Source organism: Pseudomonas sp. ADAK18, from assembly GCF_012935695.1.
Lineage (GTDB): Bacteria > Pseudomonadota > Gammaproteobacteria > Pseudomonadales > Pseudomonadaceae > Aquipseudomonas.
Map to the genome: position 1 here is coordinate 3,823,723 of NZ_CP052859.1, position 12,202 is coordinate 3,835,924.

At 56.0% G+C, this 12,202-nt stretch carries 10 protein-coding genes and 1 tRNA gene; 4 read left to right on the forward strand and 7 right to left on the reverse strand.

Features of this window, described 5'->3' with window-relative positions; genetic code table 11:
- Window positions 1-5 precede the first annotated feature (5 nt).
- The 3 genes from HKK55_RS17140 to HKK55_RS17150 all read right to left on the reverse strand — a co-directional run bounded on the left by HKK55_RS17140 (window position 6) and on the right by HKK55_RS17150 (window position 3,014).
- The gene (locus HKK55_RS17140) at window positions 6-971 is read right to left on the reverse strand and encodes an inovirus-type Gp2 protein (protein WP_169355767.1); all 966 of its coding nucleotides are present in this window, start codon (window positions 969-971) and stop codon (window positions 6-8) included.
- 400 nt (window positions 972-1,371) lie between these two features.
- Window positions 1,372-1,560 carry an AlpA family transcriptional regulator gene (locus HKK55_RS17145; protein ID WP_169355768.1) on the reverse strand — a complete coding sequence of 63 codons (189 nt, stop codon included), beginning with the start codon at window positions 1,558-1,560 and terminating at the stop codon, window positions 1,372-1,374.
- A 53-nt stretch (window positions 1,561-1,613) separates the two neighbouring features.
- A complete protein-coding gene (locus HKK55_RS17150) occupies window positions 1,614-3,014 on the reverse strand; it encodes a hypothetical protein (protein ID WP_169355769.1) in 1,401 nt (466 codons plus the stop codon).
- 162 nt (window positions 3,015-3,176) lie between these two features.
- Between HKK55_RS17150 and HKK55_RS17155 the strand changes: the two genes are divergently transcribed.
- Window positions 3,177-3,848 carry a hypothetical protein gene (locus HKK55_RS17155; protein ID WP_169355770.1) on the forward strand — a complete coding sequence of 224 codons (672 nt, stop codon included), beginning with the start codon at window positions 3,177-3,179 and terminating at the stop codon, window positions 3,846-3,848.
- 275 nt (window positions 3,849-4,123) lie between these two features.
- Here the strand turns inward: HKK55_RS17155 and HKK55_RS17160 are convergent.
- Window positions 4,124-4,213: transfer RNA gene (locus HKK55_RS17160), tRNA-Ser, on the reverse strand.
- A gap of 333 nt (window positions 4,214-4,546) precedes the next feature.
- Between HKK55_RS17160 and HKK55_RS17165 the strand changes: the two genes are divergently transcribed.
- The 3 genes from HKK55_RS17165 (at window position 4,547) to HKK55_RS17175 (ending at window position 7,244) form a co-directional block, all read left to right on the forward strand.
- The gene (locus tag HKK55_RS17165) at window positions 4,547-5,236 is read left to right on the forward strand and encodes a crotonase/enoyl-CoA hydratase family protein (protein WP_169355771.1); all 690 of its coding nucleotides are present in this window, start codon (window positions 4,547-4,549) and stop codon (window positions 5,234-5,236) included.
- Window positions 5,237-5,451: 215 nt separating this feature from the next.
- On the forward strand, window positions 5,452-6,207 hold the full coding sequence (locus HKK55_RS17170) for a 1-acyl-sn-glycerol-3-phosphate acyltransferase (RefSeq protein WP_169355772.1): 756 nt from the start codon (window positions 5,452-5,454) through the stop codon (window positions 6,205-6,207).
- Between the two features lie 65 nt (window positions 6,208-6,272).
- Window positions 6,273-7,244, forward strand: coding sequence for a magnesium and cobalt transport protein CorA (locus HKK55_RS17175; protein WP_155583121.1), 972 nt, complete (start codon window positions 6,273-6,275; stop codon window positions 7,242-7,244).
- Between the two features lie 21 nt (window positions 7,245-7,265).
- Here the strand turns inward: HKK55_RS17175 and HKK55_RS17180 are convergent, their stop codons facing one another.
- From HKK55_RS17180 to HKK55_RS17190, 3 genes are all read right to left on the reverse strand, one after another.
- Window positions 7,266-7,988, reverse strand: coding sequence for an amidotransferase (locus HKK55_RS17180; RefSeq protein ID WP_169355773.1), 723 nt, complete (start codon window positions 7,986-7,988; stop codon window positions 7,266-7,268).
- Between the two features lie 288 nt (window positions 7,989-8,276).
- Window positions 8,277-10,421, reverse strand: a complete 2,145-nt coding sequence (locus HKK55_RS17185) for a 3-hydroxyacyl-CoA dehydrogenase NAD-binding domain-containing protein (RefSeq protein WP_169355774.1) — start codon at window positions 10,419-10,421, stop codon at window positions 8,277-8,279.
- A 16-nt stretch (window positions 10,422-10,437) separates the two neighbouring features.
- Window positions 10,438-11,643, reverse strand: a complete 1,206-nt coding sequence (locus tag HKK55_RS17190; RefSeq protein WP_169355775.1) for an acetyl-CoA C-acetyltransferase — start codon at window positions 11,641-11,643, stop codon at window positions 10,438-10,440.
- Window positions 11,644-12,202 lie beyond the last annotated feature (559 nt).

Below are 12,202 nucleotides of genomic sequence, written 5' to 3' on the forward strand. Positions count from 1 at the left end.
CAAGTTCACAGTCGAGGGGTAGCTATCTGCCCTATCCGCAAGCATCGAGCGCCGACAGGCTTCAGCCGCAACTGCTGATCGTCCTTGACCAGGTAGCGCATCGCATAGTGGACATGACTGCGGACCTTCAGGGCACTACGAAGGATCATGCCTATACCCAGTCTGTCGTCGTCTTTGTACTTTTCCTTTTCGTGGTTACAGCTGTTGAAGTAGCCCTGCCCCCGAGTAATATCTTTCCACAGCTCACCAATTTGCTCAGCCTTGTAAACATCTCCGCGCACTTCATTGCCGTTGAAGAAGAAGGCCGCATGGAGGTGAAAGCCACGATCAACGCCCTGCTCTACCACACAGATATAGCCAATGAGGTGGTCGAAAATCGGGTTACGCTCACGCTCAGCAATAAACCGGTCTAGATCGCCGAATACTTGTTCGACACGCTGCCTAGCCTGAACCTTCTGGTAGTAATACAGATTGACCCTAATGATCAGAGTCCGCGAGTAGCGATCAATCATAGCGTCGGAGTATTCACAGACCCGGTCCGCTTGCTGCCTGGCCAGATAACGACGGTCCCCTTTCTCACGGCGATACCATTGTTCACGAGTCAACTGACGGATCCGGATGACAAGAACGTTCATACTGCGGTGATGGTCGAGGTAGATCGTACCCTCCTCATTCAAGCAGACAGGACCTGTAGGGCTCCGCTCCAGACCAATATCTTGACAGGCGTCCTGGAACGCTTGCAGGTGCTCGCTGTAATGGTATTGGGAGCAATCGCTAAACAGGTCGATCATTTGCTGGAGGTAATCGAAGTACCGGGAGAGTCTGGTCGGCATTATCTGCTGGTGACCTGAGCATGTACCTTCAAACCGGAATGCTGGCGTGTCGTGTTGTTCGATGGCCTTAACGAGCCGCTCAATCTGGATGGCAATATCGGATTGCGAGAGAGGGGGGTGGGCATTGCTATTGGTCATGGTTGTGTACCTGGTGGTTGTTCCCATACCAGATACCGTCCATGCATTTTTTAACCGGTTAGCTACTACCTGAAAGCTGTGATGAGCGGACCACAGGGACACTACTTACCTGCTGCTCGTTTACTTACTGATTGCTGCTCATTGGTTACCTAGAAGGTATTACCTACAAGACTATTATCTAGAAGGTATATAACTAGATACAGCTCTGCCTCTGGTCACCGCTCCCGACCAGACAGGGCAAAGAGGATCAATATTCCCAAGCCTGCCGAGCAATTTGCCAAACCATCCTCTGCGAGAGTTAGCTGAGAACAGCGAGACACCCAAGCGGCATAAACGCCATGACCGACAGTGAGCCGGTCATGGCGTTTATGCCGGCTAGCCTGCCCCTCCGTGCCGCAACTCATTCAGCCAGATCGCGTTCCTCGATCCTGGCCAGAATCCAATCATGCACCTCTCCCTCTACCCAGCCAACGCTGCGCTCTCCTAGCGAGACCGGCTTAGGGAAGATTCCTTCAGAGATGTATTTATAGATGGTTGAGCGACCCAAACCGGTTGAGTCGATGACATCTTTCAGACGGATGATCCTCATGAACGGGGCTCCTCTGTTCGTTCAGAGGATTGGCAAGACTTGTAAAAAATGACCTATTTCTTCCCAGCCCTACGCTTGGGCGGAGTGAGCAACCCGAGGTCATAGCGATTTTTCAAGTTGACTTCAGACTCCGACGTCTGCGGTCGAAGACTGACTACGCCAGGTTTCTCCTCCTCCAGCCAGACAAACTCCTTTGAGCCAACCGGGGATGAGCTGACCACCATGGTGATGACCTTGTACCCAAGATCATCAGCAACGGGGAGCAGGCTCATTTGGACCGAATCAAACTGAAGAAAAGTTGCCTGACCAAATCTGCTGCGAAACTCATGGGCGATATCATGGGCCAGCTTGTAGAAATGTTCGATGGCCTCAACCCATTCGGCATCAAGCCTAGCTTGCTCCGCCGCTGCACTCTCATCCGGCACCATCAGTACCGGCTTACGAAAATCAAGCTTGATCATTTCGTAGAGCCTATCATCCCAGAGGTAGGCGCCCGGCAAAAGCGCACGCCAGTGCTGGGACAGTAAAAATGAGGCATACCGATACAGCATGATCTGGAGGACGGGGTAAACACGCGGGCGCTGCCCCACCAAAAAACGAATGACGTTGATCGGCGTCACTGGATCTGAATATTCAAGCTGTCGTTCGTACCTGATGACATCAATACGGAGATCGTCAGTATGGGTATAGCTTTTATCCTCAGGATTCCAAGCCAAATGAACCATCACCGTGCAGTCTCCCTTAAGTTCAAAGCCGGGATGATTCAGATTTAAAAAATAGGTACTGCTTACCTTCGACTTCGCAAAAATTGAACTTGATACACCTGGCACATAACGACGGATCAACCCCAGATCCATCAGTCGTCGCAGGCGATGCTTCAAGCTGGCCTCGTCGAAGCCTGTCAATTTCCGTAACTCCGGGCCGCCGATCCCGCTGACCACTCCACAGTGATCCGCACGAGCAAGTAAGGTGGCAAACAACAACCGATTACACGCACTCAGTTGCTTGCTAGCGCCGGGCGGGGCAGGCCTGCCCGCTTTGGTCACTTTCTGCCTGTCTTTCGCAGTGCTCGGCAGACAGCCAGGCACCTCCATCCCGATGTGCGCACCAGAAAATAGGCATTCCAGTAGCTCGCCATGAACCCCGTACACTGATCCGCTGGCTTTCAGCGTCTGCGCCACCGCTGGAGAGAGCGCATAGGTGATTGCCGGCCTGCCTTTACCCTCCGGTGACCCGCGCTGTCGCAACACCATGCCCAATCGAATCAAATCCCCCAAGGCGTCGCTGACCAGCTTTTGAGACAAGCGAAACTGCACAGCGAGCGCTTTAACTTTGTAACCCTCCACATCGCCCGCTGCGCTCGCAGCTCCAGCCGCGAGCAGCTCAAAAACGAATCTGGTTTCTGGACCTGCACCTTCGAGCGTCGCAGTAAATAGCTGAGAAAAAAGCTTCATAGACTGGAGTACATATCATTAATTAACAGTTTTTATACCCTATATAAAATATTGTATTTGTACAATAACGTTACTCATAACGCGACAGTAACATTATAATAATTGATACACTCGAAAATACACGCACCCGCAAAAACCGCACAACGCTGGTGGATTGAAGCAATGATCAAAGATAGAAATGAACTGAAATGGTTACGCAGAAGTGGTGACGAATGGCGGTGGGTGCAGCAGTACATCAGCAGGCATGCCGACGCGAGAATGCGCGGCAACACAGAGCGCTTTGCTCGCCGAAAGGTAGAGGGTTACGACCAGGTGGTAGTGGATATCGCCGACTTTGAGCAGACAACCGAGGGATTGAAGTTTGTAACGCGCTTGAAAAATGCGCTGAGACAACACCGATATCGCTCAGCTAGCAACGGCAGAAAGCCATGTACCTTTTCGCTCCCAAACTCGACTAGAGCAAGCCTGTCTCGTCGAGCCAAGGACAACAGGGTTACAGAAACAGAAGTCGTTACCATGCTCATCGACGATGCCGAATGGGCCGCAAGAAAGCACAGCGAACGAGAAAAGACGCTCAAGACAACCCTAGCACTGGAACGCATGCGCTCAGAACTCGCGATAGAGTCTCTCAAAGCTCAGTTTGAAGAGACCATGAAGCACCTGGAGCGATCAACAGAGCGACTCGTCATGTGGGAGCAAGCCATGGAGAGCGAGCAGCCACCGTTTGAGGGTGATAAGGAGAACGTAAAGCGAGAGGTGGAAAAACGACTGAAGAAAGTGAAGACTGTGAACGCCATCATTGCCTTGAGCTATGACGTGCCCAGCAGAAACTAAGCTGCAATGAGTGGCACAGGAGTCAACGGGCATGCATGCACTTGAATGTATCGGCCCCCTCCTTATCGATTTACATGCGCTAGAAAGAGCTGTGCGTCCAATGACAGCGCCAACGGTACTAGAGCCTGACGCATTCGCCAGCATGGCAAATAGCTCGATCCCGAGCCATCTAACGACACGGATAACTTTCCAAAATCCAAATGGGGGAACAAATGGGGGAACAAAATCAACAGACACAAAAAAGCCCCGTAAAAACGGGGCTCTTTAGCAGAATATGGCGGTGAAGGAGAGATTCGAACTCTCGATACAATTTCTTGTATACACACTTTCCAGGCGTGCTCCTTAAGCCACTCGGACACTTCACCGTATCTCGTCAAACTGATTCAGTCTGTCGAGGCGCGCTAATGTAGTCGAAAGCTTTTCCGATGGCAAAGGTTTTTTTCAGAATTTTCATGCGGTTAGACGGTTATCCCGTTCCAGGCGCATCCGCTGCCGTGCCCAGGGTGGCGATTCGGCCATTCTCAGGCACGGGCGGCGCTTGTCTATAGTGGGTGCTGCGCCCTGCCTAAGGCCGCTGGCGGGTGGGCATGAGGGAAAAGTCTGACTGGGTAGTCAGTCACGGCGCTTTACCAGGGCGGGCGCGGTGGGTAACGTCTGCTGCCTGTACTTCTATTACAAGTATTACAAGGAATCGCGTCATGAGTGAGTTGATTGCTTACCACCTCGAAGACGGTATCGCGACCCTGACCTTGAGCAACGGCAAGGTCAATGCCATTTCGCCTGCTGTGATCAGCGCCTTTAATGAAGCGCTGGACCAGGCTGTGCAGGACCGGGCGGTGGTGATCATCACGGGCCAGCCCGGAATTTTGTCGGGTGGCTACGATTTGAAGGTGATGACTGCCGGCCCTAAAGAGGCGGTCAGTCTGGTGACGTCGGGGTCGACCCTGGCCCGTCGTCTGTTGTCGCACCCGTTCCCGGTGATTGTCGCGTGCCCTGGGCATGCGGTGGCCAAGGGTGCATTTCTGCTGTTGTCGGCGGATTATCGGATTGGGGTCGAAGGGCCGTTCAGCATTGGCCTGAATGAAGTGATGATCGGCATGACCATGCACCACGCCGGGATCGAGTTGGCGCGGGATCGTCTGCGCAAGTCGGCGTTTCATCGGTCGGTGATCAATGCCGAGATGTTCGACCCGCAAGGTGCCTTGGGTGCCGGGTTCCTCGACAAGGTAGTCGCGCCTGAAGAACTGCAGGCTACCGCCCTGGAAGCCGCGCGTCAGTTGAAGAAGATCAACATGAACGCCCACAAGCACACCAAGCTCAAAGTGCGTAAGGCGCTGCTGGAAACGCTGGATAACGCGATCATCCAGGACCAGGAACACTTAGGTTAAGTCACCCACATCATCTGTAGCCGAAGCCCGAACTTGAGTCGGGCTTTTTCTTACCCCGCATTCAGCAAGATCCTCTAGCCCTCTAAACCGGTGCTATCAACGCATGTTGAAACATGCGCTCAAACATCGCCCATCTCCTACCTCTATAGGGGCAATTGCCGAAAACAGTGCACATCCGTACACTGCGCCACCTTTTGTCCCGATGGTCCGTGTTGATGCTTTATTTGTTACGCATGTTATTGATGGGCCTGCATTTTATGGTGGCGGGTGTGCTCGGCGTATTGCTGGGGCTTTGCCGGCCATTCAATCCGGACAACAGTCGCCTGTGCGCGCGACTGTATGCGTTGCCGGCGATGTGGATCTTGCGCTTGCGAGTCAAGACCCAGATCGACTCGCTGCGGAACAAGCCCAACAGCTGCGTGATCATTGCCAATCACCAGTCCAACTATGATCTGTTCGTGTTCGGCAATGTGGTGCCCTACCGTACTGTGTGCATCGGCAAGAAAAGCCTGAAATGGGTGCCGTTGTTCGGGCAGTTGTTCTGGTTGGCGGGCAATGTGCTGATTGATCGGGGCAACGCGCAGAAGGCACGCCGCTCGATGCTCACCACCACGCATACCTTGCAGCACGAAGATACGTCGATCTGGGTGTTCCCCGAAGGCACGCGCAACCTCGGTGAAACCCTGCTGCCATTCAAGAAAGGCGCGTTCCAGATGGCAATTGCCGCAGGGGTGCCGATTGTGCCGGTGTGTGTCAGCACCTACGTGAAGCAGATGAAACTGAACGCCTGGAACAGTGGCGATATCTTGATTCGTTCGTTGCCGGCGATTCCTACAACCGGCCTGACCATGGATGACATGCCTCAGTTGATGCTGACCTGCAGGGCACAGATGAACGACTGTATTGAGGCAATGGATCGAGAACTGCAAACCACACCTGAAATTGCCGGTGAACCCCACCGAATTCGCTGACTCTGATAGCGCAGGGCAGGCTAAGCTGCCTGTCACCTGCCATCCAAGAAGAAGCGATCAGCATTATGGGTAGAGTTGTTGCGGCGGCCGTCTACAGCGCCGGAAAGAAAGTCACCGATATCACCCTCGACGAGGGTGCCGCCTGGGCTGCCAAGCCTGGCCACTTTGTCTGGATCGGCCTGGAAGAGCCCAATGCCCAGGAGCTGGCCAATCTGCAACGCCAGTTCAACCTGCATGAACTGGCCATCGAAGACGCCCTGGAAAAACACAGCCGGCCCAAGCTGGAAACCTTCGGCGATGCACTGTTTATCGTGACCTACTCGCCGGTTCGCGAAAACGGCAAACTGGTGTTTATCGAAACCCATATCTTCGCCGGCAACGGCTACATCATCACGGCCCGCAACGGCCACTCGGCGTCCTACGGCTATGTACGCCAACGCTGTGAGGCGCGGCCACTGTTACTGGAACACGGGGAAGATTTCGTACTCTATGCGCTGCTGGATTTCGTCACCGAGAACTACCAGCCGGTGAGCGAGGCGATTCACGCCGAGATCGATGAACTGGAGCGCAACGTGCTGTGCGACTCCCTGAATGAACGGGACATCCAGAACCTTCACGGCCTGCGCCGCGACGTGCTACGCCTGCGTCGTTATGTGGCGCCGATGGTGGAGATCAGCGAGGAACTGCAGAAGCTGAGCTTCCCGTTTATCGACAAGAACATGCGCCCGTACTTTCGCGATGTGCAGATTCACGTCACACGGCAGATGGAAGACCTGGCGACCTTGCGAGACATCGCCAGTCAGACCATCGAGATTGGCGTATTGCTCGAGGCCTCGCGCCAAAGCGTGGTACAGCGCAAGTTTGCCGCCTGGGCGGCGATCCTCGCCTTCCCGACAGCGGTGGCCGGGATCTACGGGATGAACTTCCAGAACATGCCGGAGCTGCAATGGCACTACGGCTATTTTGCGGTGCTGGGGTTTATCGCGGTGGGATGTAGCGGTTTGTGGTTCAGCTTCAAGCGATCGGGATGGCTTTAACCCATCCCGCCGGTTGATTGATCAGGCGACCTGCGGCTTGTGGGCGACAAAGCGCATCATCCATTCCGCCACGGTGACGCCGTGGTGGTCTCGCGCCAAGCTTGCGACGCCATTGCTGTAGACCTTTTCCCCCAGGGTTGTCTGAAGAATTTCCAGCAGCTCCCGGGAATAGTCGTGGATAAATTCCGGGTGACCCTGGAAGCACAGCACTTGATCTTCGATGTGGTACGCCGCAAACGGGCAAAATTCGCTGGAGGCGATCACCGTGGCGTTGTTCGGCAAGGTGGTCACCTGATCCTGGTGGCTGATCAACAGCGTCAGTTCTTCCACCACCGGGCTCATCCATGGGGCCTTGGCATTGAGTTTGTAGTCGTGGATGCCCATGCCCCAACCCTGGCTGGCCCGCTCAGCCTTGCCACCCAGCAGCAACGCCAGCAACTGGTGACCGAAGCAGACGCCGATCAACTTGTCGCCACGCTCATAGCGGTTCAACAGGTAAGTCTTGAGGGTCTGAATCCAGGGATCGGTGCCGAAGGAATCGGCCTTGCTGCCAGTCACCAGGTACGCATCAAACACTTCGGCATCCGACGGATATTCACCCTGCACCACGTTGTAGACGACAAATTCGGCGGCAATCGGCTGCTTGGAAAACAGGCGCTTGAACATCTGCCCGTAACCTTGATATTGATCGACCAGGCCTGGACGCAGGTTATCGGTTTCCAGGATGCAGACGCGTAGCGACATAAAAAATACCTGACACTGTGATGGGAATAATGCACACCCACAGAGCCTGCCTCGAAATACCCCGTTAAGGCAAGCCCTAATACCGGCCCATGAACAGCAAACACTAACCCTGTGGCGAGGGGGCTTGCCCCCGTTGGGCTGCGAAGCAGCCCCAATAAGATCGCCGGTTTTTTTCAGGTATACCGAGATAGCAGGTTTTAGGGCCGCTTCGCAGCCCAACGGGGCAAGCCCCCTCACCACAAGTGACTCACTACCTGTCGAGCACCTAACTGACAGGCGCCAAAACCGTCAGAAAGTCGTGCTCTGCGTTGCTTTTTCCAGGAGTAAGGCCGGTGGCGAGAACCGCTCACCGTATTGCTCGGCCAGGTAGCGGGCGCGAGCGATAAAGTCGTTCAAGCCGTATTGATTGATAAATTGCAGCGCCCCGCCACTCCAGGCCGCAAAGCCGATACCAAAGATCGAGCCGACGTTGGCATCGGCGGTGGACATCAGCACGCCCTCCTCCACGCAGCGTACGGTTTCAATCGCCTGGATAAACAGCAAGCGATCGCGCACATCCTGTGACGAGATCTGCTGACCCGACTTTTCAAAACGGGTTTTCAACTCCGGCCACAGGTGTTTCTGCCCGCCAACCGGGTAATCGTAGAAACCACCGCCGGCCGCCTTGCCTGGCCGCTTGTACTCATTGAGCAACAAATCGATCACCACAAACGCCGGATGCTGAGGCAGTGGTTTGCCCTCGGCCTGCAGGTCCTTGGCGGTTTGCTGACGGATATGGCTCATCAGGCTGAGAGACACTTCGTCGGAAACTGCCAACGGGCCAATGGGCATGCCGGCCTTGCGCGCTTCGGTCTCAATCATCGGCGCCGCTACGCCCTCGCCGAGCATGGCGATGCCTTCGTTGGTAAATGTGCCGAATACCCGCGAGGTGAAGAAGCCACGACTGTCATTGACCACGATCGGGGTTTTCTTGATTTGCAGGACGAAATCGAAACCTCGGGCCAGGGTTTCATCGCTGGTTCGAGCACTCTTGATGATTTCCACCAAGGGCATTTTTTCCACCGGGCTGAAGAAATGCAGGCCGATGAATTTGCTCGGGTCGGGCACTGCCGTGGCCAGACCGCTGATGGGCAGGGTCGAGGTGTTGGAGGCAATTACCGCGTCGGCGCCCACAACACTTTGTGCAGCAGCAGAAACCTTGGCCTTGAGCTCACGGTCCTCAAATACAGCCTCAATGATCAGGTCGCAACCAGCCAAGTCTGCGTCAGACTCGGTCGGATGAATCCGCGCCAAGGTGCTTTCCCGTTGATCAGCGGTCAATTGCCCACGGCTGACCTTCTTGTCCAACAGCGCTGCCGAGTGAGCCTTGCCCTTCTCGGCCGCCGCCAGGCTGATGTCCTTGAGCACTACCTCGATCCCGGCCGAGGCGCTGGCATAGGCAATCCCCGCGCCCATCATCCCGGCTCCGAGCACGCCGACCTTACGGGTCACGTAGGGTGCAAAACCTTGGGGCCGCGAGCGCCCCGCATTGATTTCATTGAGCTGGAACCAGAAGGTGCCAATCATGTTTTTCGCCACCTGACCGGTGACCAGTTCGGTGAAGTACCGGGTTTCGATCAGGTGCGCCGTGTCGAAATCCACTTGGGCGCCCTCCACGGCGGCGCAGAGAATTTTCTCTGGCGCAGGGAAACAGCCATTGGTTTTACTGCGCAGAATCGACGGCGCGATGGCGAGCATCGGCGCCACTTTCGGGTTCGAGGGTGTGCCGCCAGGGATCTGGTAACCGCTGCTGTCCCAGCGTTGTTTCGCGCCAGGGTTGGCCAGGATCCAGGCTTTGGACTTGGCCAGCAGTTCATCGCGATCCGCCGCCAACTCATCAATCAACCCGGCTTGCAGCGCCTGCTGCGGCGTGACTTTTTTCCCTTCCAGCAAGTAGGGCAAAGCCTTTTCCAGGCCGAGCATGCGCACCATCCGCACCACCCCGCCACCGCCCGGCAACAGACCCAGAGTGACTTCCGGCAAGCCGATCTGCACCGACTTATGGTCCAGGGCCACCCGATGCTGACAGGCCAGGCAAATTTCCCAACCTCCGCCCAGGGCCGCGCCGTTGATCGCCGCCACGACCGGTTTGCCGAGGGTTTCCAGGGCCCTCAGCTGGGCTTTCAACACCAGCACGCTGTCATAAAATTCTTTGGCGTGGGGCTTGTCGACCTTGATCAGTTCATTGAGGTCGCCACCGGCAAAGAAGGTCTTCTTCGCCGAGGTGATGATCACCCCGGCAATCGACTCCTTCTCAGCTTGCAAGCGGGCAACGCAGGCCGCCATGGCCTCGCGGTACACCCCGTTCATCGTGTTGGCGCTCTGGCCCGGCATGTCGATGGTCAGCACCACAATCTGGTCCTGGCCTTTTTCGTAACGAATGGCATCGGTCATGACAATTTCCTTAGGCTCAGAGGCGTTCGATAATAGTGGCGATACCCATGCCACCGCCGACACACAGGGTGGCCAGGCCATAGCGTTGCTGGCGCACCTCCAACTCGTCGAGCAAGGTGCCGAGGATCGCGCACCCCGTCGCACCCAAGGGGTGGCCCATGGCAATGGAGCCACCGTTGACGTTGACCCGGGCGGCATCAATGCCCATGTCCTTGATGAACTTGAGCACCACCGAGGCAAAGGCTTCGTTGACTTCGAACAGGTCGATGTCTTCAACCCGCAGGCCGGCCTTGGCCAGGGCTTTGCGGGTGGCCGGCGCGGGGCCGGTGAGCATGATGGTCGGGTCGGTGCTGGTAACCGCCGTGGCGACAATTCGCGCCCTTGGTTGCAAACCCAGCTCACGCCCCTTGGCTTCAGAGCCGATCAGCATCAATGCAGCACCGTCGACGATCCCGGAACTGTTGCCGGGTGTGTGCACATGGTTGATGCGCTCGACATGGCTGTAGACCCGTAACGCCGTGGCATCAAAGCCCATCTGCCCCATCATCTCGAAACTGGGCTTAAGCTTGCCGAGGCCTTCGAGTGTGGAGTCGCCACGGATGAACTCGTCGTGATCCAGCAGCACGATGCCGTTTTGATCACGCACCGCCACCAGCGACTTATTGAAGGACCCATCTGACCGCGCCCTCGCCGCTTTCTGCTGGGAGTGCAAGGCAAAGCTATCGACGTCGTGGCGGGTAAAACCCTCCAGCGTGGCGATCAGGTCGGCACCGATCCCTTGGGGCGCGAAATGGCTGTGCATATTGGTTTGCGGGTCCAGCACCCAGGCGCCACCGTCACTGCCCATGGGCACCCGGGACATGGATTCGACCCCGCCGACCACCACCAGGTCTTCGAACCCGGAGCGTACTTTCATCGCCCCCAGATTGACCGCTTCCAGACCTGAGGCGCAGAACCGGTTGATCTGCACGCCGGCGACGCTGATGTCCCAGTCGGCAACCAGCGCGGCGGTCTTGGCGATATCTGCGCCCTGATCACCGACCGGAGTGACGCAGCCGAGGACGATGTCATCCACTTGCCGAGTGTCGAGGCCGGTGCGCTGTTGCAGCGCCGTCAGCAACCCCGCCACCAGGTTCACCGGCTTGACGCTGTGCAAGGCGCCATCGGCCTTGCCTTTGCCCCGGGGCGTGCGTATCGCATCAAAGATCAAAGCTTGGGTCATGACGTCCTCGAACCACTGTGCAATGAAGCTCTCAAGCTGAGAGCCGACCGTGCTCCTACCTTAAGCGCAGGGGCGCTGGATTCAATGACCGAAGCGCTCATTGACCTTGACGGTCACGCTCAGACGAACGGTAGGAGGCTACTGGAAATTACTGATTAATCGTTTTAGCTGTCTAGCCCTAGGGCTGCCGCCAAGATGGCGATAGGCCTCATGCGTTTTTAAAAGGTTTTTGATATTTGCTGATATGAAATGGATCTAAGCCACGAACGACAAGGGCTCTAAGGTTGACCTTGTAGGAACTGTATTAGGTTGCTGCCGGGTCTTGCTGGAGCAGCTGTAAGAAAAGATTCATGTAACACCGTCATAGTGAGATGCAACGGCACGCATTTGACGCTCAGGAATAACAACAAAAGGCAGTCAGCCATGTTCAAACAATCGAAAGTACGCCAGGCGGGACTTATCCTCTTCGCCACCACCCTGATTCTGATTTTGCCCAATCTGACCAAGGTCATTGGGTGACTGATCTCATCCCTACATGCGGCGCGAATGCAGCGTCAGG

Excerpts from the sequence above, each read along its gene's own strand:
- HKK55_RS17175 (WP_155583121.1), top strand. The coding sequence starts at position 6,273 with ATGGGTAGAGTTGTTGCGGCGGCCGTCTACAGCGCCGGAAAGAAAGTC.
- HKK55_RS17185 (WP_169355774.1), bottom strand. The coding sequence starts at position 10,421 with ATGACCGATGCCATTCGTTACGAAAAAGGCCAGGACCAGATTGTGGTG.
- HKK55_RS17140 (WP_169355767.1), bottom strand. The coding sequence starts at position 971 with ATGACCAATAGCAATGCCCACCCCCCTCTCTCGCAATCCGATATTGCC.
- HKK55_RS17150 (WP_169355769.1), bottom strand. The coding sequence starts at position 3,014 with ATGAAGCTTTTTTCTCAGCTATTTACTGCGACGCTCGAAGGTGCAGGT.
- HKK55_RS17145 (WP_169355768.1), bottom strand. The coding sequence starts at position 1,560 with ATGAGGATCATCCGTCTGAAAGATGTCATCGACTCAACCGGTTTGGGT.
- HKK55_RS17180 (WP_169355773.1), bottom strand. The coding sequence starts at position 7,988 with ATGTCGCTACGCGTCTGCATCCTGGAAACCGATAACCTGCGTCCAGGC.
- HKK55_RS17190 (WP_169355775.1), bottom strand. The coding sequence starts at position 11,643 with ATGACCCAAGCTTTGATCTTTGATGCGATACGCACGCCCCGGGGCAAA.
- HKK55_RS17170 (WP_169355772.1), top strand. The coding sequence starts at position 5,452 with ATGCTTTATTTGTTACGCATGTTATTGATGGGCCTGCATTTTATGGTG.
- HKK55_RS17165 (WP_169355771.1), top strand. The coding sequence starts at position 4,547 with ATGAGTGAGTTGATTGCTTACCACCTCGAAGACGGTATCGCGACCCTG.
- HKK55_RS17155 (WP_169355770.1), top strand. The coding sequence starts at position 3,177 with ATGATCAAAGATAGAAATGAACTGAAATGGTTACGCAGAAGTGGTGAC.